Origin of the sequence: Mycobacterium sp. OAE908 (assembly GCF_017872775.1) — a bacterium.
Classification (GTDB): domain Bacteria; phylum Actinomycetota; class Actinomycetes; order Mycobacteriales; family Mycobacteriaceae; genus Mycobacterium.
On record NZ_JAGGJL010000002.1, the window covers coordinates 174,612 to 194,881 of the forward strand.

Here is a 20,270-nt window from a genome sequence, read left to right on the forward strand (position 1 = left end):
GGTGTCCTACCGAGTAATCCAGTGGGGGACAGGCAACGTCGGCATGCACGCGCTGCGGACGATCATCGAACGCCCCGACTTCGAGCTGGCCGGCGTGCGCGTATACAACCCCGCGAAGGTCGGCATCGACGCCGGTGAACTTCTGGGCTTGTCACCGACCGGTGTGCTGGCTACAGATGATGTCGACGCCATCCTCGAGATCGACGCTGACTGTGTCTGCTACAGCCCGCTCGGCGGCACGTACGACGGGGGACGTGGCGCGGTCGACGACATCTGTCGGCTGCTTGCATCGGGTAAGAACGTAGTCTCCAGCGCCCACGAACACCTCGCCTATCTCGGGCCGGACGTCGATCTGCCGGGAGCGGGTCCCGAAACCTATGAACGTCTGCTCAACGCATGCCAGCAAGGTGAGACATCGTTCTTCCACGTCGGCATCAACCCGGGCTTCGCGATGGATCTCTGGCCGATGCAGCTGACTCGGCTGTGCGGACGAATCGACTCCGTGCGGGTCAGCGAGATCGTGGACATGAGTCGCTACACCTCTATCCATATGGTGCGCGACGCGATCGGGTTCGGCCTCCCGGCCGATGCTCGAACTCCGCTGGATGAGCAGTTCGGGCAAGTGGACAAGTCCCCGTTCTATCTGTCGATGCGGATGCTTGCCGATGCCATGGGCGTGGAACTCGACGACGTCAGGTATCGCCGAGAGGTCGCCGCGACGGATCGCGACGTGCCGATCGCTGCCGGCACCATCGCAGCCGGGACGATCGCGGCGATGAAGATGTGCCTCGACGGGTGGGTCAACGGGCGGCCGGCCATCGCCTTCGAATTGATCTGGCGGGTGACTGATGACGTGGCGCCAGAGTGGCCCGCAGGCGACAGCCGCTGGTTACTTCATATTGAGGGTGACATGACCGTGGACTCGGAGGTCGCCCTGTCGACAAGTCGCGGCGCCGGTCGAGCCGTGTCGCTCGCGGTTGCCACTCTGCTGCTGAATGCCGTTCCCACCGTGTGCAAGGCGGATGTCGGGATGATCAACAACTTGACGCTCGCTCCCCACGCGGGCGGGTATTTTCCGGACCACCAGCGCGGGGAGGGGGCGAGCACCGGATCGACGGCCAGCTGAGCAACCAAACCGAACAGGCATTCACGCCAACGGGTTACAGCAGGTCCCCAGAACAACATCCTTGACTCGATAGGCTGCGGAAATGATTGTTTCCACAATCGATAATAGCGCTCTCTTTTCAGAGAGCACCTATTTGCATAGGATGAGCCGATGTCGTTGATGATGCCCTGCGCGCGTGGTTACCTGCGGAGGGGCATGCTGATCGCGGGTCGTCAAAGCACAGGGCAACGGTGACGAGAAACCTCGGTCCCGGCCGGGCCCACGAATCGGAGACCGCCAGTTCTGCAACGCCTGTCGGCGCCCGACCTGGGCGCCACTTCGGCGTCCGCAGCCACATCCGTCCGATCGCTGGCATGGTCACCGTAGTGGCAATTGTCGGAATCGTCGTTGTGGCGGTCGCGCTGTTTCGCGGCGATTTCTCCCAAACGATCCCGGTGACGGTGATCTCGCAGCGCGCCGGTCTGGTGATGAATCCCGACGCGAAGGTCAAGATGAACGACATCCAGGTCGGCACCGTGTCGTCTATCGACCAAAAGCCCGACGGGACAGCCGAATTGCATCTCGCCATGGACCGCTCTGCGATGCACCTCATTCCCTCGAACGTAAGCGTCGACGTCGCATCATCCACAGTTTTCGGCGCGAAATTCGTCGAACTCACCTCGCCCCCGGACCCGTCCCCGACACCGCTTCGACCAGGCCAGGTCATCGAGGGCGACCATGTCACCGTCGAGATCAACACGGTGTTCGAACAGCTCACCTCCGTGCTTTCGACCCTTCAGCCCGAGAAACTCAATCAGACCCTGAGCGCACTGTCATCGGCATTCGGTGGCCGCGGCGAAAAGATGGGCCAAATCATCGCCGATCTCGACGCCACCCTGGCCGAACTCGATCCGAGTCTCGACAATCTGAGCCACGACATGGCTGTCGCGCCAACGGTGCTCAACACTTACGCCGACGCAGCCACAGACCTCCTACAGATCACCGAGCACGCAACCTCCATCAGCAAGACCGTCGTCGAGCGTCAAAAAGATCTGGATGCGCTGTTGGTCAGCGCCATTGGCATCAGTGACATCGGCAACGACGTGCTGACCACCAACCACCGCCCCCTCGCCGATACACTGCACCTTCTTGCCCCAGTGACGGACCTAACCCGCAGGTATGACCAAGCCCTCTACTGTGCGCTAGCCGGGGCAATCGAGCTGGCCAAGGTGCCCCCCGCCAGGGTGCCCGGTGCCGAGGTCATGGCCAGCCTGGTGTGGGGTGCGGACCCGTACCGCTATCCGTCGGACCTACCCAAAGTCGCCGCGACCGGTGGGCCACAATGCGTCGGCCTCCCGCGCCTCCCGTACGAAACGCGGCCTCCCTACGTCGTCGCCGACGTCGGCACCAACCCCTGGGAGTACGGCCATCCGGGGATCTCGCTCAACGCAGCGGGAATCAAGGAATATCTTCTGGGACATCCCATCGACGGACCCCCTCGCAACTCGGCGCAGATCGGCATGCCCGGATGAAACGCCTATCGTGGACGCTGCTCAAGTTCGGGGCTTTCGCGGCGGTGATGCTGTTGCTGACCGCGGCCCTATTCGCCGTCTTCGGTGAGTACCGAAGTGGTTCAACCGCTGGATACTCGGCACTCTTCAACGACGTCTCAGACTTGCGCACCGGGGACTCGGTGCGAGTGGCCGGCATCAAGGTCGGCAAGGTCAACCGTGTAGCGCTGCGCGCCGACAAGAAGGTCGTCGTCGAATTCGATGCCGACCGAAAGGTCGTCTTGACCACCGGCACTCGGGCAGCAGTGCGCTATCTCAACCTCGTCGGGGACCGCTACCTCGAACTCGTCGACAGTCCCGGCAGCACACGGATCATGGCTGAGGGTGCCCAGATCCCCCCTGACCGCACCTTGCCCGCACTGAACCTCGATGTTCTGCTGAACGGCCTCAAGCCGGTCGTCCAGGGGCTGAAGCCCGAGGATGTCAACCAGCTGACCACCGCACTGATACAGATCATGCAGGGTCAAGGTGGGACCGTCGAATCGCTACTGTCGCAGACGTCGTCGTTCACCAACGCGTTGGCCGACAACGGACAAGTTGTCGAGCAGCTGATCGACAATCTCAATGGCGCAATGGCCACCCTCGACCAGGACGGCCAAAAGTTCTCCGGCGCAATCGAAAAGCTACATCAGCTGATCAGCGAGCTGTCCGCCGAACGTGAGCCGATCGGCGTGGCAATCGAATCGCTCAGCAACGGCACTACATCCTTGGCCGGCCTTCTGGGGCAGGTGCGTGAACCGCTGGCTGGCACGGTAGACCAGCTCAACCGCCTCGCGCCAGCGGTTGACGCGCAGAAAGAGCTCATCGACGGGGTGCTGCAGAAATCCCCGGAAAACTACCGCAAGCTGGCGCGGATGGGGGCTTACGGCAGCTTCTTCAACTATTACCTGTGTGGGGTCACCTGGCGGGTGTCCGACATGCAGGGGCGCACTGCCGTATTCCCATGGATCAAGCAGGACACCGGAAGGTGCGCGGAGAACCCATGAACAGATACCGCGGGAAGAAACTCATCCGATCCGGTTTCATCGGCGGCGTCCTCATCGTTCTGATCATCGCGGTCGGGCTGCAGCCCGAACGGCTGCTCGCATGGGCGAACTCGTTGCGGTATCAGGCCGTCTTCACCGAGGCAGGCGGATTGACAGCGGGCAACGACGTCAAGATATCAGGCTTCAAAGTCGGTAGTGTCACGGATGTTTCACTGGAACGTGGTCGCGCTCTGGTGACATTCACCGTCGACAGCACGGTCAGTCTTGGCTCCCAGACGACCGCGCACATTCAGACCGGAACGCTGCTTGGTGAACGAGTACTGACGCTGGACTCGGCCGGGCCGTCGGCCATGTCACCACTGGACCGCATCCCGGAGTCGCGAACGTCGTCTCCGTATTCGCTCAATGACGCCATCAGTGACCTCACCACCAATATCGCCGGAACCGACACTTCGTCACTGAACCAGTCACTGGATGTGCTGGCGAGCACCATCGACCAGATAGCGCCCCAGCTGGGTCCGACATTCGACGGGTTGACGCGGTTGTCGAAGACACTCAACAACCGGAACGAGACGCTGGCAGATCTACTCAAGCACACCGCCGACGTGACAGGGATACTCTCCGAGCGGAGCAATGAAGTGAACACGCTCATTCTCGACGCCAACGACCTGACGGGCGTATTGGTGGATCGTCGAGAAGCGATCGTGCAGCTACTCGCCGCAACATCAGCTCTGGCACAGCAGATTTCAGGAATCATCGGCGACAACGAAAAAGTGCTGGCGCCGACACTGGAAAAGATCAATTCGGTAACGGCGATGCTGGAACGCAACCGTGACAACATCGCCAAGGCCATTCCGGGTTTGGCCAAGTTTCAAAGCGGGTTGAGTGAACTCGTCGCCAACGGTCCTTACTATGTCGGCTACATCCCCAACCTGACACAAGGGTCAATTCTGCAACCATTCCTGGACTACGCGTTCGGCTTCCGAAGAGGCACCGAGGCTGGCCAGCCGCCAGACAACGCCGGGCCACGGGCGGAAATACCGTTCCCGTACAACGGAATTCCACAACCGCAGGAGCAGTGGGGCCGATGAGGCGGCGCGCTTTGGCTACCGCTACGGCGGTCCTGCTGACGGTCGGACTGCTGGCGGCAACCGCATATCTCATTCATCAGAGTTTCTTCGGTCCCAAAACCATCACCGCCGACTTCCCAATTGCCACCGCGATTTACCCTGGCGACCAGGTACGGGTGGCCGGTGTCAAGGTTGGCACGATCACCGCGATCAACCCCCAGCCGACCCTGATCCGGCTGACCATGGCCATCGATCGAACGGTGCCCATCCCCGCCGACGCCAAGGCTGTGATCGTTGCGCAGAACCTCATCTCGGCGCGATATGTGCAATTGACCCCGGCCTACGAGGACAGCGGCCCGCAGATGCCGGATGGCACTGAGATCCCCGTCGCGCGAACCGCGGTGCCCGTCGAATGGGATGAGGTCAAAGCTCAGCTCACCCGCCTGGCAACCGAGTTGGGTCCCAGCAGCGGCGTTTCCGACACGGCAACGGCCAGGTTCGTCGACAGCGCGGCCAACGCGATGGCCGGCAATGGTGACAAACTACGCCAAACCCTGGCCCAGCTTTCCGGCGTCGGACGCATCCTCGCCGACGGAAGCGGCAACATCGTCGACGTCATCAAGAACCTGCAGACGTTCATTTCGGCCTTGCGCGACAGCAGCATGCAGATCGTCCAGTTCCAGGGTCGGTTAGCCACGCTGACCAGCGTGCTCGACGGCAGCAGGTCAGACCTCGACAATGCGTTGACCAACGTCTCCGAAGTGGTCGATCAAGTACAGCGCTTCGTCCGGGGAACCCGTCAGCAGACAGCGGAGCAGATTCAGCGACTCGCCAATGTGACCCAGAACGTCGTTGATCACAGCAAGGACCTCGAGCAGATCCTGCATGTCGCTCCGACCGCAATCGCGAACACCTTGAACATGTTCGACCCCCGCGACGGAGGCGCAACGGGCATTTTCACCCTGTCCAATATCAGCAATCCCGTCCAGTTCCTATGCGGTGCCATCGGAGCCGTTGAGAACGCCACCGCACCGGACACCGCCAAACTGTGCGCGCAGTACCTTGGACCCGCCCTCAAACAGTTGAACTTCAACTACATTCCGCTCCCGATCAACCCGGTCCTGACCCCGGCTCCGCCGCCGGAGAATCTCTTGTATACCGATCCGGCCCTCGCGCCGAATGGTGGCGGTCGACCGAGTCCGCCCGAAACCCCGCCTGCCGTTTCGGCTTTCACCGGAGCGGGTGACGTTCCCCCACCCCCCGGATACGGTCCGCCCAAGCCGCCATCCGCACCTCCGGGTCTGCAGGAATTGATGCTGCCACCACAGCCGGCATCACCGGCAGCCCCAGCACCGTTACCTGCCGAGGCGCCGACGTCCGATGCTATGCCGTCTCCCGGAGGGACTCCGTCGCAATGAGATTCGGTCGTACTTTACGTACGGGCATCGCAACAGCTGGCTGCGTCGTGCTTACATCGGCAGGCTGTGCCTTTCAAGGAGTCAATTCGCTTCCGCTGCCAGGAGCGGTCGGCCGTGGTTCCGGTGCCGCCGTCTATCACGTAGAAGTGGCCAATGTCGGTACACTGGAGCCGAATTCACCGGTGATGGTCGACGACGTCGTCGTCGGTAGCGTCGCGCAGATGGCGGTCGAGGGCTGGCATGCCGATCTCGAGGTCTCTGTACGTCCAGATGTGGTGGTTCCCGCCAACGTCGTTGCAACCGTGGGTCAGACGAGCCTGCTGGGGTCGATGCACGTGGCACTCGATCCACCACTCGGCCAATCTCCACGGGGACGATTGGAGCCAGGCGCGACCATTCCGCTCACGCAGTCCACCGCGTTCCCATCCACCGAGCGCACGCTGTCCACCTTGTCGACGGTGGTCAATTCCGGTGGCCTTGGACAGGTCGGAGACATCATCCATAGCTTCAACATCGCTCTGAGCGGGCGGCAATCCGAGACTCGTGATCTGCTGACTCGCCTCGACAGGTTCGTAGGCGTCTTCGATGCTCAGCGCGGCGATGTCATCGCATCAATAGAAGCCCTCAATCGCCTGTCGGGCACCCTGACCGTGCAGCGCGACGTCGTGCGACAAGCGCTCTCCGAAATCCCTCCTGCTCTTGATGTGCTGAACCAGCAGCGACCCAAATTCACGACGGCGTTGGACCGGCTGGGCGGATTCAGTCGAACCACGGTATCCGTGGTCAACGACACCCAAGCCGACCTGGTCAGAGACCTGTCGAATCTCGCTCCCACCGTGAAAGCACTCGCCGATGTCGGACCCGACATCGACAACGCGCTCGCTTTTCTGCCGGTTATGCCGTTTGGGCAGAACCTCATCGATCGTGGAATTCGCGGTGACTACATGAATCTCTTCGCCGTATTCGATCTCACCGTGCCGCGACTGAAGCGCACACTGTTCGCCGGTACGCGCTGGGGTAACGACCACGCGCTGCTGGTGCCTGCTCCCGGGGACGCCGGCTACGACGCGTTCTACAACCCCCTGACCGCACCGCTGGCACCGGCTGCGCCCTCAGGCGGTGATCCCGCACCTGCCGCCGGCGATTCGGGACAGCCTGCCCAGCCGGCCCCTATCGAGTCGAGGCCGCGCTGATGCTGACGCGCTTCGTTCGAACCCAGCTGATCATCTTCTCGATAGCATCGGTCATCGGGCTGGTAGCCATGGTCGCCGTGTACCTGCAGGCTCCCACTCTGCTCGGCATTGGACGCATAACCGTCACCATGGAAATGCCAAGGGGCGGAGGCCTTTATCCGCTTGCCAACGTGACGTATCGCGGTGTTCAAATCGGCAAGGTCACCGACGTCGCGCTGACCGCACGGGGCGCGCGCGCAACGCTGAGAATCGGCACCTCTCCGAAAATTCCCGCCGACCTCGCGGCGCAGGTGCGCAGCATCTCGGCCATCGGCGAGCAATACGTGGACCTGAGGCCGCGCAGTGATGCCCCGCCGTATCTACATGACGGGTCGGTGATCGCGATGACGAATACCGAGATCCCGCAACCCGTCGGGCCGATGCTCGACCGTACGAGCGCGCTTTTGGCCAGCATCCCCAAGGACCAAGTGGGGGCGCTGCTCGACGAATCGGCCAACGCCTTCAACCGCGCCGGATATGACCTGGGGTCACTTCTGGATTCGTCGGCCACGGTGGCCCGCGATAGCCACGGGGTGGTGCAACAACTGCGATCCCTGATCGATGACAGCGGACCGCTTCTGGACGGCCAGGTCGAATCGTCGGAGGACACCCGGACGTGGACACATAGCCTCGCCAACGTGACCGATAAAGTCGTCCAAAACGATCCACAGATACGCGCCATTCTTCGGTCGGCGCCCGCCGCGCTGGACGAAGCGTCTGCACTGCTGACGAGCGTGAAGCCCACACTGCCGGTGTTGTTGGCCAACTTCACGAGCCTGGGTCAGGTAGCAGTGACGTACTTGCCTTCCCTCGAACAGCTGCTGGTACTGGTACCTCCGTTCTTCGCCGATCTTCAGGCCATTGCCCCCAACAACAACGCGACGGGGCTCCCGCTGGGCGACTTCAGGATTCAGATCAGCGATCCGCCGGCATGCACCGTGGGCTTCTTACCGCCATCGCAATGGCGGTCACCGGCAGATACCACCACCATGGACACCCCTGACGGTCTGTATTGCAAGCTGCCGCAAGATTCACCGATCCTTGTGCGCGGCGCCCGCAATCTGCCGTGTATGGGACATCCGGGTAAGCGTGCGCCCACCGTGGCGATCTGCGACAGCGACAAGCCGTACCAACCGCTAGCGATGCGCCAACATGCCCTTGGTCCGAATCCTTTCGATCCCAATCTGGTCGCGCAGGGTGTGCCGCCCGACGATCGAACGAGCCTCAACGACAACATCTATGCGCCGATCGAGGGCACGCCGCTACCTGGGGGATCTCCGCCGTCAGCATCGAATCCACCTGAGCCGTCCGAATCCGGACCCGCCCCCGTGCCTGCGGCACCGAGTTCCGCGTCGACCACCGGGGCCGCCTCTCCGTCCGTGGCCGTCACCACCTACGACCCGCGAACGGGACGCTATCTGACGCCCGACGGTGCTATGCACGAGCAGTCGAACCTGGTGACGGGTGACCAGCCGTCCAGCTGGAAAGACCTCGTGATTGCGCCGAAGTACGTTGCGTCATGAACCTCACCCTGCGCGGCATCGCAATGACGGCAGTGGCCGTGGTCGCTGCGGGAATCCCAACGACTTCAAGCGCTTTCGCCGCCGTCGATCCCGCCATCAACGGCAGTTACACGGCGACGTCCGATGGTCAGTGGGCCAAGACGAACGAGTCCTTTCATGACGAAGCGACAGTCATCTCGACGTGGACCATCACGTCGTCCTGCACGGGAGCCTATGACTGCACTGGCACGGTGGCGAGCGACTCGGGATGGTCGGCCAAGATCGTCTACATCAGCCGGATGTGGTTTGTCACCCGCATTCTCGACGATTGGATGCGATGCGCTGACGGGACGGCGGCGACTGGCAAGCAGATCATCAAGTTCTACGAAGACCCGAACATCAAAGGCAAGTATGTCGGATGGGACACCACCGCGGGGCCCAGCGGCGCCTGTGGAGTCAACCGGCCGCTTTTCATCGAAATCCCGTTCACGCTGGATCCGAAGTAGCGGACACCTTCCGGCGTGCTCAGGCGTCAGTCGACCATGGCGGCGATGGTGTCCACGACGCAAGCGGGCCGGTCCGATCCCTCCACTTCGACGGTGACCCGGACCGTAGCTCGCGCGCCCTTGTCGGTGCGCTCCACTTTGATGAGTTCGGCGCCGGCGCGGATACGGGAGTCGACAGGAACCGGCGCAGGAAAACGGAGCTTGTCGGAGCCATAGTTGACTTGCATCGATAGTCCGCTGACCCGGTAAATCTGTTGCACCAGAATGGGAACCAACGACAGGGTGAGATAGCCGTGAGCGATGGTTTTGCCATACGGACCTTTGGCTGCTTTCTCGGTGTCCACATGGATCCACTGGTGATCGCCCGTCGCCTCGGCGAACAAGTCGATCTCCTGCTGTGTGATTTGATGCCACCCGCTGTAACCGAGGTGCTCGCCGACATGTGCTTCGAACCCGGAAACCCCTTCGTAAACAACGGGACCGGTGGATACCTCGGTCACACCGGCACCTTGATGCCCAGCTGCTCCATCGCATTTCCGCCCATGATCTTCGCCTTCGCCGCATCCGACACGCCGTCGAGACGGTCGACGAAGCTGAGCGGATCACCGATGCCCTCCGGGTGGGGGAAATCCGATCCGAACATCACGTGGTCCTCGCCCATGATCTCGATGATCCCCTTGAGGTCATCCTCGAGGAATGGATGAATGTAGATGTTGCGCTTGAACACCTCGACCGGATGCTCGTCGAACTCTTTCGGCATGATCTTGTAAGCGGTGTTGAGCTGCTCGAGCAAGTTGCGCACCCATCCGCTGCCGTTCTCCACGCACAGGATCTTCAAGTCGGGGAATCGGGACAGGGCACCGTGACAGATCATCGCCGCGAGTGTGTCTTCGATGGCGCGGTGGCCCATCACGACTTCCCGCAGAGCGCTGGGCTTGAAGGACAGGTACTCATCGCCGCCCTCCCACTCCATCAGGTGCTTCTGGTAGCCACTGTCCGATGCGTGCATGGTCACCGGCAGGCCGGCGTCGACGACCTCCTGCCAGAACGGGTCGAACTCGGGCAGGCCCATGGATCGCGACCCCCCGAACCGGCTCGGCACCGGCGCCGGTCGCACCAGGAAGGTCTTCATGCCTCGTTCGAGGCACCAGTGGAATTCCTTGATGGCCTCGTCGACTAGAGGTAGGCAGATGACCGGCGTTGCGAAGATGCGGTCGTGGTAGTTGAACGTCCAGTGCTCGTGCATCCACTCGTTGAGCGCGTGGATGATGGCGTGGGTGAGCACTACGTCGTCCGTGGTCCGTTCCTCGATGAGGCTGGCCAGCGTCGGATACATCACGCAGCGGTCAATGCCCAGCTCGTCCATCAGCTCCAGTCGCGGTGCGGGCGCCTGGTACGCGGGGATGACATCCATTGCCTCGCCGATGAACTCACGGAAATTGAGTCCCTCGGGATTGTTGCCGAGGAAGTAATCCTCAGCGCTACCAGGTCTTGCCACTCTTTCGAACGTCGGGTTAGGGATCATGTGGCTTATGTGATCTTTGACGACGAGCTTGGGTCGCCCGTTGACCTCTACATAGCCGACTTTGCCGCGGTGTTCCTTGGGCAGGTACTTGGTCAGCGCGTCAGTCGTCTCGTACATGTGGTTGTCGATATCGAAGACCGGGTACGGTAAGGACCGGGAAGACATGTCGCGGAACCCTCCTCAGAGCTGCGGATATGAGCATTTACGCTAAGTGGAAATGACGTTATCACCTCGGTTGCCGACTATCCACAACGGGCGGGTCAATGAGCAGGGGAGGCCCACGACTCGATGACCGCGTCGGTCGTCGTGACGGTGGCGAGCAGCGACAACGTGTTGTCGATGACCGCATCGGCGTACTCGCGGGGAAAACCACTGACGGCGTCTCGTGGAAGGACGAATTGATATCCGCGATTGACCGCATCCATGGTGAAGTTCGTGATCGCGACATTCACGGAAACCCCTACTCCGACGATCGTTCTGATCCCGAGATTGCGTAACACGGAATCGAGGTCCGTGCCCGTCATCGGTCCGGCGCCGTGAAGCCGGGTGAGGATCAAATCGCCTGGCTCCGGCCCAAATTCCGGCAATACTGAAGCCCCGGGGCTGCCGGGAGTCAGGTCGGTCTGGAACGACTTACCCGCCGCGAACAACCTGGCGTTGCTGTTCGATCCGCGGCCGTCGGGTCGTCGCTGGATGAGACAATGCACCACGGCGGCACCCGCAGCGCGGGCCGCCGGCAGCAGCCTGGCGATATTGGGGATCGCCTCGCGGCGCGCCTCGTCGGCGAGCATCGGTAGGCCGGCTTGGGGTCCGATGACACCGCCCTGGCACTCCTGGGTGACAAGTGCGGTCGTCATAGGGTTGAGGAGGTCGTCGAGGCTCGGCTGCGGCATGAGAACCAAGGTTATCGTGTTCCGACAACCCTTGTTTACACGGAGGCGAAATGGAGAGCTGGGAACTCGCGGTCCGAGAGTCGGTTCGGCAGACACTCGCGGACTACACCGCTGCTACCGATCGGTTCGACCTGCGTGCGCTGGCTTCGTGTTTTGCCGCCGACGGTGTCCTCGAGTTCACCGGTGGCGCAGAACCGTTGATAGGTCCGAGTGCCATCGAAGCGGGACTGACTGCGGCGTTGGGGCAAGAGCGTGATCCATCGAAGCGGGCGCCGACGTACGTCCGCCATCATGTGTCGAGCATCCGCTTCGCCACCGTTACCGAACACCGTGTCGATGTCAGCAGCTATTTCGCGGTGCACACCGATATCGGCCTCGACCACTGGGGGCGCTACCGCGACGTGCTGACCCCGACCGACGAGCGTTGGCTGTTCGCACATCGGCGCGTCAGCGTCGACGCCTTTGCGCCCGGCAGCCTCATGGCGTGATGAATTCGCCCGCGAATGCGCGGGCCCGGTCCGTGTACTCCGCGCGGTCCGTGCCTTCCGGCGCAATCGTCAACCAGGTGACGCCGGCCGCTTCCAGTTTCTCGATCGTCGCGTGGCGTTCGTCGGCTGATCTGCTGTCGTCGAGCAGATTGCCCGCCGAGAAGCAGATGTCCAGTGGCGCGGTGCGGCCGATCTCGGCGGCGTACTTGTTGGCCCAAGCGATGGCCGCCTCCAACTCCTCGATAGTGGAGATCTCCGCGGTGCGTGACGCTGTTGCGTAACCGAACGTGTTGAACGGTGCCCAGCCCTGGGCGCGCGAAACCGCACGTCGCACAGCGGGCTTGCTGTTGCCGCCGACCCAGACAGGCGGCGGAGTCGCTGGAACCGGATACAGTCGGACACCGCGGGCGGAGAACGACGTTCCATCGTAGGCGACGACCTCTCCGGTCAGAACCTTGTCCAGTACGTCGAGCGCCTCGTCGAGCAGCGCGCCGCGGGTGTCGAAATCGATTCCCAACGCCCTGAATTCGGGCTTTAGGTAACCGGCAGCTGTGCCGAGAATCAGGCGGCCGCCAGACAGCACACTGAGACTCTGGATCGACTTCGCGCCGAGGAAAGGATTGCGGTACGCGGCGATGTAGACGTTGGTCAGCAGCTTCACGTCAGCCGTGGCCGCGGCCGCAAAGGACAGAGCAACGAAGGGGTCCAGTGCATGGTGTCCACCGTGATCGAGCCATTTCGCATCGGGCGCGGGGTGATCGGTGACGTGCACCGCACCGAACCCACTGGCTTCCGCGATGCGAGCGATCTCCGAGATGGCCTCGGCGGTAACGAATTCCGATACGGAATCGACGCGCTGGGTCGGTAGCTCCAGGGAGTAGGAGATGGTCACGATGGTCCTTCCGGGTCAATGGCTTGACGATGGTTCGACGAGGGCTGCCAGGCGTTGGGCATGGTGGTCAGGACTCCCGAAGATCAGTTCAGTGGCCTTGGCCCGCCGAACGTAGAGGTGAGCGTCGTGCTCCCAGGTGAACCCGATGCCGCCGTGGATACGCATGTTGTCGAGAGACACCTGCAGGAGAGTCTCCGAGCAGGCCATCTTGGCGACCGAGCACGCCACCGGCAGCTCGTCACCCGCGGCGACCTGTGCGGCGTGCACCGCGGCGGAGCGTGCCCCCTCGACCGCGACGAGCATGTCCGCGCACCTGTGCTTGACCGCCTGGAAGCTGCCGATGGCACGACCGAACTGGATCCGTTCCTTGGCGTATGCCACGGCCATATCGAGGCATCGCTGCGCCCCGCCCACCTGCTCGGCGGCCAGGGCGACGGTGGCCAGGTCGCACGTGCGAGCGAGGCCTGCCGCCGCGTCGCCGTCTGTCCCGATAAGGCGGGCGGGAACACGGTCGAACCGAAGGCGGGCGACTTTGCGCGTGCGGTCGAGTGTGGCCAGAGGTTCGCGCGTCAACATATCGGCACTCGCGTCGACGGCGAACAGCGATACACCCGCAGCCGTATTCGCGGCTACGAGTACAACGTCGGCGGTGTGACCGTCGAGGACAAGGTCGGCCACTCCAGAAATCTCGTGGCCTGCATCATCCTCGCGAGCAGAAAGCTTGACGGCGTGTGGATCCCACGCGTCGAGGCGACCATTGAGAACCAGGGTTGCGGTCGTTGACCCGTCGAGGAAGCGGGGAAGATAGTCCTTCATAGCGGCCGTGTCGCCGCTGCAGAGGATCGCCTGAGTTGCGAGGGCGACGGTGGAGAAAAACGGGGCGCACAGCAGCGCGGCGCCCATTTCCTCGAACACGACCGCGAGTTCGGACATGGTGGCGCCGGCCCCTCCGAATTCTTCGGGCACGGCAATGCCGTGCAGTCCCAGCTCGCAGGCCATTTGGCGCCATACCGCCGGGTCGAAGCCCGCCTCGGTGGCCATGAGTTCGCGGACCCGGGCGGCAGGCGACACGACCTCGAGGAACTCCCGAACCGCTTGTCGGAGCTCGTCGGCTTCATTCATCGCTTGCGCTGCCTCCAGGTACGCCCGGCCCGACCCGGGATAGGCATTCCCGGAAGAGGATAGTATCTTTTCTGAAATAGGAGAATCTGCATTCTCGCATGAAGGGGCCGCACTGTGACGACGAAACTCGACTACGGGATCTTCGACTGCGATACGCACTGCTACGAGACACGCGACGCGTTTACCCGCTACCTGCCCAAAGAATTTCAGGATCGGGCCATCACCACCGTGCGTGGAGCGGACGGGGTCGAGGTGATCCTCGCCGGCCACCGCGTCGCGACGTTCAACAGCGAAGGGGGGTTGGGCCTGGATGTCGCGTACCGCCCGGGTTCCCTGAAAGAGATGCTGAAGCAGATGGGTTCGGGCAACCCCGAGGAATCCTACGAGCCGCAGCCCATGCAGCCCGAGTACATCGAGCGTGCCGCACGGCTCGCGGTGATGGAGAAGCAGAACGTCGAGCGGATGGTCATCTATCCCAGTGGAATGGCCCTGTCCGCCGAGCACTATGTCGACGACACCACGGCGCTATATGCGAATCTCCGGTCTTTCAACCGATGGTTCGACGAGGAGTGGGGCTTCAACCACGAGGACCGCCTGTATGCCACCGGGTTGCTTTCGCTTCGAGACCTCGACCTGGCCGTCGCCGAAACAGAGGCGTTGATCGCGCAGGGCGCGAAGTTCATTCTGCTGCCGACCGGTCCGGCCTACGGTCGATCCCCCGGCGATCCCTACTTCGATCCGATCTACGCCCGACTCCAGGAGGCCGGTTGCGTCCTGGTGTTCCACATCATGCCCTTCTGGTACTTCGATGCGATCTCACCGGCCTGGGGGCAGAACGCGGATCCGGCGTCGTGGCACATGTCGGCATGGCAGTGGATGAACATCTATGGCCAGCGTCCGATCGAGGACACCCTCTCGGCGTTGATCTTCGACAATCTCTTCGGGCGCTTCCCCGGCTTGAACGTGTTGGTCGCCGAGCACGGGGCCGAGTGGGTCCCCTTCTTCACCAAGCACATGGACAAGAGTCGTGGCATGGGGCGCAACGGTCCATGGATCGGCGGAAAGTTGACGGAGCGGCCCTCTCTCATCTTCCGCAATCACGTACGGGTGGTGCCCTATCCGGAGGACGATATTCCCGCAATCGTCGCCGGCCTTGGTTACGACGACTGCCTGGTGATGGGCTCGGATTACCCCCATGCCGAAGGGCTGGCCGCGCCCGCGGACTTCGTCAAGCTGCTCGACCCGCTCGACGATGCCGCCAAGAAGCGCATCATGCGCGACAACGCCGATGCGTTGCTCACTCGGAGCCGGTAACTCAATGGGTGATGCGGACGAGGGTGATGTCGACCTCGATCTGTTGCGGGAAGCGGCCCGCGATTTTCTGACCGGACGCCTGGCCCAGGACTCCTTGAAAGAGCTCGCGGCCATGGATTGGACGGGACTGCTTGTCGAGGAAAGGCTCGGCGGCAGCGGATGGCGTCCGGTGGAGACGGCTGTCATCGCCGAAGAATTAGGCCGCGCGCAGAACTCGTCGGCGTGGTTCGGTTGTGTCCTGTCCGCCGCGGCGTTGACGTCGGCCCCGGGGGAGCTGCGCGACCGGTGGTTGCCCGCGATGCTCGATGGGACGGCATCGGCGGGGTGCGCGCTGGCCGGGGACACCGTCCGGGTGACGCAAGGTGACGCGATAGACATCTTGATCACATTGGGGAACAAAGGAATTCATCTGTTCGAAGTGTCCGACACAATGCCGAGGAGTCCGGACGGCGAGCTGTTGGATGTCCACCGACCGGCGTGGCGTGTCGAGATCTCCGGCGCCGACAGCGTGCTGATCGGTGGGCCGGAACGCGCAGATGAGTTGCTCGCGGTGGCCAGGGTCCTGCTCAGTGCGGACTCGCTGGGAGCTATGGCGGCCACGTTCGAACGATTGGTCGCCTACCTCAGGGAGCGCATCGCCTTCGGTGCGCCGATCGCGAGTTTCCAAGCGGTGCAACACCGGCTGGTCGATCTTCTGGTTTTCGAGACCAAGGCCCGTGCGATCATCCTGAAGGCCGCCCGCGCTCTGGCGTCCGGGGACACGTCCGCGATCACGTTGTCGAGCACTGCACACGCATTCGTGTGCGCGAAAGCCGCCGCGGCCGTCGACGAGTGCATGCAGTTGTCGGGCGGCATCGGATTCACCTGGGAGTACCCCCTGCACCACGACCTGCGCCGGGTGTTCACGAACGGATATCTGCTCGGCACCGCCCGCTCGAGCCGTGCGCTCATCGCGCAGAGGTCCGGCTGGTGAGCGCCCTGGGCGCCCGGCCCACCGAAGCGCAGCTGGCCGACTTCAGGCGCCGCGTCAGGGCGCATATCGTCGAACATGCGCCGCCGTTCGAGGCACGGGAAGGGTGGCGGGCTCCGGAGAACGCCGAGCAGGAGGCGCAACTGCGCCGCTGGTTTGCGACGCTGTTCGACGCGGGCTTCGTCGGAGCCGACTGGCCCGTCGAGTACGGCGGGCGTGCTGATCACCATCCGTTGCATGACCGGATTGTCAGTGAGGAGGTCCTGCGGGCCCGTGCCCCTCGGCCCGTCGACCAGGTCAACCTTGCAGCACATGTGCTGCTGCACTTCGGATCTGACGAACAGAAGGCTGCACTGCTGCCGTCGATGCGGCGCAGCGAGCATGTGTGGTGTCAGCTGCTGAGCGAGCCCGACGCGGGTAGCGATATCGCCGCGGTCCGCAGCCGGGGCGTGCAGCAGAGCGGCGGCAGCTGGGTGCTGAGCGGTCAGAAGACGTGGATCACCGACGGGCATTGGGCCGACATGGGCCTCGCCCTGATCCGCACCGATCCCACTTCGTCCCGCCATCACGGCCTTTCCGTGTTCACTGTGCCCCTCTCCGCTTCCGGCGTGGAGGTGCGTCCGATCCGGACGATCAATGAAGCGATCGAGGTCAACGAAGTGTTCCTCGACGGCGTCACGGTGCCGGCCAGCAGCCTGATCGGTGAGACCGGCCAAGGCTGGTCGATCATCATGGCGGGCTTGGATTTCGAACGGTTTGGCATCGGCGGAAACGTCGTCCTACTCGAGCTGCTGATCGATGATCTGGTGATGGTCGCGGGCAACGCCACTCTCGACGGGAGACCGGCGTTCGAACATGAGGACATCATGCAGACCGTGACCGAGTTGGCCGTCGAAGTCGAAGTGGCCAAGGCCTTCATCGACGATCATGTCGAACGACTCATCGTCGGCACCGAGCAACCCGGTGACGGGTCGATCGCCAAGTTGAGCTTCGCCGAGACGTACCACAGGGTTTCGGCATATGGCGCCGACCTCGCCGCGATGGTGTGCACGGTGGCCGCCGATTCGGCAGTGCAAGAGGCCAAACGGCGTCTGCGTGAATGCTGGTTGTGGTCCCGTGCGTACACGGTGTCCGGGGGAAGCAATGAAATGATGCGGAACATCTTGGCCAAGCGCCGGCTGCTGCTGCCGAGTCGCTGATGGCCGAAACTTATTGGCACCTGGTCGAAGCGGCGGCGCGTACGTATCCCGAGCGTGTCGTGCTCACCGACGACTTCGGTCGAACCTTGACGAATTCACAGCTGCGCGATTGCGCGTCAAGCACTGCAGCGGCGTTGTATGAGCGCGGAGTCGGCGACGGTTCCATGGTGTCCTGGCAGCTGCCGACGACGCTGGAGACCATGGTGGTGATGGTGGCGCTCGCCCGATTGGGCGCCGTGCAGAACCCGATCCTGCCGATTTGGCGCGAAAGCGAAGTCCGATTCGTGACAACCCAGCTGGGCACCGAAGCATTGATAGTTCCTGGGTGTTGGCGAGGGTTCGACCACACCGCGCTCGCGCAACGTCTCGCGGCAGAGCGACCGATGTCGGTCGTGGTGATCGATCACGAGATGCCAATCTCGGACGGACTGCGCGTGCCGACGGGCGACCCCGCCCAGTTGCCGTCACCACCGTCCTCAGACGACGACTGCCGCTGGATCTACTTCTCGTCGGGCACGACCGCGGCGCCCAAAGGTGCTCGTCACTGTGATCGATCGGTGATCGCCGGGTCCGAGGGAGTGGTCGGCATCGTCGGCGCATCGAGCAGAGACGTCAACCCGATCCCGTTCCCCGTATCGCACATCGGCGGAGCCGCGATGTTGGCGGCGAGCTTGCGCACCGGAATGCGGCTGGTTCTCTTCGACTCGTTCGACCCCGCGACGACGCCCCAGGCCATCGCAAGGCACCGCCCGACACTGCTGGGCACCGCGACCCCCTTCTTCGTCGCTTTCATGGCGGCGCAACGTGCACACGGAACCGAACCGCTCTATCCGGACCTACGCGGCTGCGTCGGGGGCGGGGCGCCCATCACCGCTGAGTTGGGACGTCAAGTGCGCCAGACATTTCCGGTGAACGGGGTGGCCAACTCGTGGGGTCTCACGGAGTTTCCTGTCGCTACCTCCCAGACTCCCGAGGCTCCTGTCGAACTTCTCGATCGGACCGTTGGTCCACCCGTGCCGGGGGTATCGGTGCGAGTCGTCGGTGAGGACGAGCGCGAGGTGAAGCCTGGCGAGGAAGGCGAGCTGCGGCTCAAGGGACCGCAATGCTTCCTCGGCTACGTCGACAGTTCGCTGGACGCCGGCACCTTCGACGCCGATGGCTGGTTTCGCACCGGTGATCGCGGACTGGTGGACTGCAATCGCAACATCATCATCACGGGTCGGCTCAAAGACGCCATCATCCGCAATGCCGAGAACATCTCAGCGCTGGAGATCGAGGGCGCGTTGGCCAGCCACCCCGCGGTGGCCGACGTCGCGGTCATCGGCGTTCCGGATCCAGTTACCGGGGAACGGGTTTGCGCCGTCGTCGTCGCCGAGGCGGGCACAACGGTCACGCTGTCGGATTTGGCAAAGCACTGCCGGGCACAGGGCTTGAGCCGTCACAAATCACCAGAGCGGTTGGAAGTGGTGACGGCGCTGCCGCGGAACCTGACCGGCAAGGTCTTGAAAAACGAGTTGAGAGCTCGATTCGGTGTCTGAGAAAAGGAGAGTTGCATGACCGGACGATTGGAAGGCAAGGTCGCCTTCATCACCGGTGCGGCGCGTGGCCAGGGCCGTGCTCACGCGATCGCCATGGCCAGGGAAGGCGCCGACATCATCGCCGTCGACATCTGCCGTGACATCCCGTCGAATCCGTATCCGTTGGCAACGCCGGACGATCTCTCCGAAACGGAGCGGTCGGTCAAGGAGGTGGGCCGTCGCGTGCTCGCGAAGATCGCTGATGTGCGGGAGCGTCACGAGTTGCGCGAAGCGGTCGATGCGGGCCTTGCCGATTTGGGCAAGATCGACGTTGTCGTCGCCAACGCCGGCATCCTGCCCATGGCGATGGGCAGGCCGCACGATGCGATGTCGTTCGTGGACGCGAGCGACGTCGACCTGCTCGGTGTGATGAACACCGTTGCCGTCACCGTCCCGCATCTCGCCAATGGCTCGTCGGTGATCATCACGGGTTCGACGGCCGGGATGATCCGGGGCACCACCGACAATCCGAATATGGGTCCCGGCGGCCGTGGCTACGGCTGGAGCAAGCGGGTGATCATCGAGTATGTCGAGGAGATGTCATTGGCCTTGGCGGATCGGCTGATTCGGGTCAACGCCATCCATCCGACGAATTGCAACACCCATCTGTTGCAGAACGACGGCATGTACAGCATGTTCCGCCCTGACCTCACGCAGCAGGGCAAGCAGGCCACCCGTGAAGAGGCCGAACCGCTGTTCACGTTGTTCCAGGCCATGCCGATTCCCTATATAGAGCCGGAGGACATGGCCAACCTCGCCGTATTCCTCGCCAGCGACGAGAGCCGCTACATCACCGGACAACAGATCAGGGTCGATGGGGGCTCGTTACTCAAGTGGCCCAACGGGCCGGGCGGCTAGCCGAACGGCACTCGATCGGAGCCGAGGATGTCGACGAGGTGC

The 20,270-nt window shown here is 63.1% G+C and carries 19 protein-coding genes; 14 read left to right on the plus strand and 5 right to left on the minus strand.

What is annotated here, in order from left to right:
- The first annotated feature begins 1 nt into the window (after position 1).
- The 8 genes from J3E61_RS25980 (at position 2) to J3E61_RS26015 (ending at position 9,390) form a co-directional block, all read left to right on the plus strand.
- Positions 2–1,126 carry a hypothetical protein gene (locus J3E61_RS25980; RefSeq protein ID WP_210085817.1) on the plus strand — a complete coding sequence of 375 codons (1,125 nt, stop codon included), beginning with the start codon at positions 2–4 and terminating at the stop codon, positions 1,124–1,126.
- A 230-nt stretch (positions 1,127–1,356) separates the two neighbouring features.
- Positions 1,357–2,637 carry an MCE family protein gene (locus J3E61_RS25985; RefSeq protein ID WP_210085818.1) on the plus strand — a complete coding sequence of 427 codons (1,281 nt, stop codon included), beginning with the start codon at positions 1,357–1,359 and terminating at the stop codon, positions 2,635–2,637.
- Positions 2,634–3,662: an MCE family protein gene (locus J3E61_RS25990; protein ID WP_210085819.1), complete on the plus strand. Its 1,029-nt coding sequence runs from the start codon at positions 2,634–2,636 to the stop codon at positions 3,660–3,662. The genes J3E61_RS25985 and J3E61_RS25990 overlap by 4 nt, the downstream gene beginning before the upstream one ends.
- Positions 3,659–4,753, plus strand: a complete 1,095-nt coding sequence (locus tag J3E61_RS25995) for an MCE family protein (protein WP_210085820.1) — start codon at positions 3,659–3,661, stop codon at positions 4,751–4,753. The genes J3E61_RS25990 and J3E61_RS25995 overlap by 4 nt, the downstream gene beginning before the upstream one ends.
- Positions 4,750–6,150, plus strand: a complete 1,401-nt coding sequence (locus tag J3E61_RS26000; RefSeq protein ID WP_210085821.1) for an MCE family protein — start codon at positions 4,750–4,752, stop codon at positions 6,148–6,150. Before J3E61_RS25995 ends, J3E61_RS26000 begins: the two co-directional genes overlap by 4 nt.
- A complete protein-coding gene (locus J3E61_RS26005) occupies positions 6,147–7,343 on the plus strand; it encodes an MCE family protein (RefSeq protein ID WP_210085822.1) in 1,197 nt (398 codons plus the stop codon). Before J3E61_RS26000 ends, J3E61_RS26005 begins: the two co-directional genes overlap by 4 nt.
- Positions 7,343–8,905, plus strand: coding sequence for an MCE family protein (locus J3E61_RS26010; RefSeq protein WP_210085823.1), 1,563 nt, complete (start codon positions 7,343–7,345; stop codon positions 8,903–8,905). Before J3E61_RS26005 ends, J3E61_RS26010 begins: the two co-directional genes overlap by 1 nt.
- Before the next feature lie 23 nt (positions 8,906–8,928).
- Positions 8,929–9,390, plus strand: a complete 462-nt coding sequence (locus J3E61_RS26015; protein WP_210086701.1) for a hypothetical protein — start codon at positions 8,929–8,931, stop codon at positions 9,388–9,390.
- 26 nt (positions 9,391–9,416) lie between these two features.
- Here the strand turns inward: J3E61_RS26015 and J3E61_RS26020 are convergent, their stop codons facing one another.
- The 3 genes from J3E61_RS26020 to J3E61_RS26030 all read right to left on the minus strand — a co-directional run bounded on the left by J3E61_RS26020 (position 9,417) and on the right by J3E61_RS26030 (position 11,808).
- Positions 9,417–9,890, minus strand: a complete 474-nt coding sequence (locus tag J3E61_RS26020) for a MaoC family dehydratase (protein ID WP_210085824.1) — start codon at positions 9,888–9,890, stop codon at positions 9,417–9,419.
- Complete coding sequence (locus J3E61_RS26025) at positions 9,887–11,080, minus strand: amidohydrolase (protein ID WP_210085825.1); 1,194 nt, start codon at positions 11,078–11,080, stop codon at positions 9,887–9,889. Before J3E61_RS26025 ends, J3E61_RS26020 begins: the two co-directional genes overlap by 4 nt.
- A gap of 95 nt (positions 11,081–11,175) precedes the next feature.
- Entirely contained in the window at positions 11,176–11,808 is a 633-nt protein-coding gene (locus J3E61_RS26030; RefSeq protein ID WP_210085826.1) for a cysteine hydrolase, read from the minus strand.
- A gap of 50 nt (positions 11,809–11,858) precedes the next feature.
- Between J3E61_RS26030 and J3E61_RS26035 the strand changes: the two genes are divergently transcribed.
- Entirely contained in the window at positions 11,859–12,296 is a 438-nt protein-coding gene (locus J3E61_RS26035) for a nuclear transport factor 2 family protein (RefSeq protein ID WP_210085827.1), read from the plus strand.
- Here the strand turns inward: J3E61_RS26035 and J3E61_RS26040 are convergent.
- Positions 12,286–13,188, minus strand: coding sequence for a TIGR03619 family F420-dependent LLM class oxidoreductase (locus J3E61_RS26040; protein WP_210085828.1), 903 nt, complete (start codon positions 13,186–13,188; stop codon positions 12,286–12,288). The genes J3E61_RS26035 and J3E61_RS26040 overlap by 11 nt on opposite strands.
- Positions 13,189–13,203: 15 nt before the next feature.
- The gene (locus J3E61_RS26045) at positions 13,204–14,310 is read right to left on the minus strand and encodes an acyl-CoA/acyl-ACP dehydrogenase (RefSeq protein WP_210085829.1); all 1,107 of its coding nucleotides are present in this window, start codon (positions 14,308–14,310) and stop codon (positions 13,204–13,206) included.
- Positions 14,311–14,424: 114 nt separating this feature from the next.
- On the opposite strand from J3E61_RS26045, the gene J3E61_RS26050 reads away from it, so the two are divergent.
- From J3E61_RS26050 to J3E61_RS26070, 5 genes are read left to right on the plus strand one after another with little or no spacing between them, the layout of a single operon-like run.
- Positions 14,425–15,624, plus strand: a complete 1,200-nt coding sequence (locus J3E61_RS26050; RefSeq protein WP_210085830.1) for an amidohydrolase family protein — start codon at positions 14,425–14,427, stop codon at positions 15,622–15,624.
- Between the two features lie 4 nt (positions 15,625–15,628).
- On the plus strand, positions 15,629–16,597 hold the full coding sequence (locus tag J3E61_RS26055) for an acyl-CoA/acyl-ACP dehydrogenase (protein WP_210085831.1): 969 nt from the start codon (positions 15,629–15,631) through the stop codon (positions 16,595–16,597).
- Positions 16,594–17,793 carry an acyl-CoA dehydrogenase family protein gene (locus J3E61_RS26060; protein ID WP_210085832.1) on the plus strand — a complete coding sequence of 400 codons (1,200 nt, stop codon included), beginning with the start codon at positions 16,594–16,596 and terminating at the stop codon, positions 17,791–17,793. The genes J3E61_RS26055 and J3E61_RS26060 overlap by 4 nt, the downstream gene beginning before the upstream one ends.
- Positions 17,793–19,331 (plus strand): acyl--CoA ligase, encoded by a 1,539-nt coding sequence (locus J3E61_RS26065; protein WP_210085833.1) that lies wholly within the window; start codon positions 17,793–17,795, stop codon positions 19,329–19,331. The genes J3E61_RS26060 and J3E61_RS26065 overlap by 1 nt, the downstream gene beginning before the upstream one ends.
- Before the next feature lie 15 nt (positions 19,332–19,346).
- Positions 19,347–20,228 (plus strand): mycofactocin-coupled SDR family oxidoreductase, encoded by an 882-nt coding sequence (locus J3E61_RS26070; protein WP_210085834.1) that lies wholly within the window; start codon positions 19,347–19,349, stop codon positions 20,226–20,228.
- The last annotated feature ends 42 nt before the right edge of the window (positions 20,229–20,270 follow it).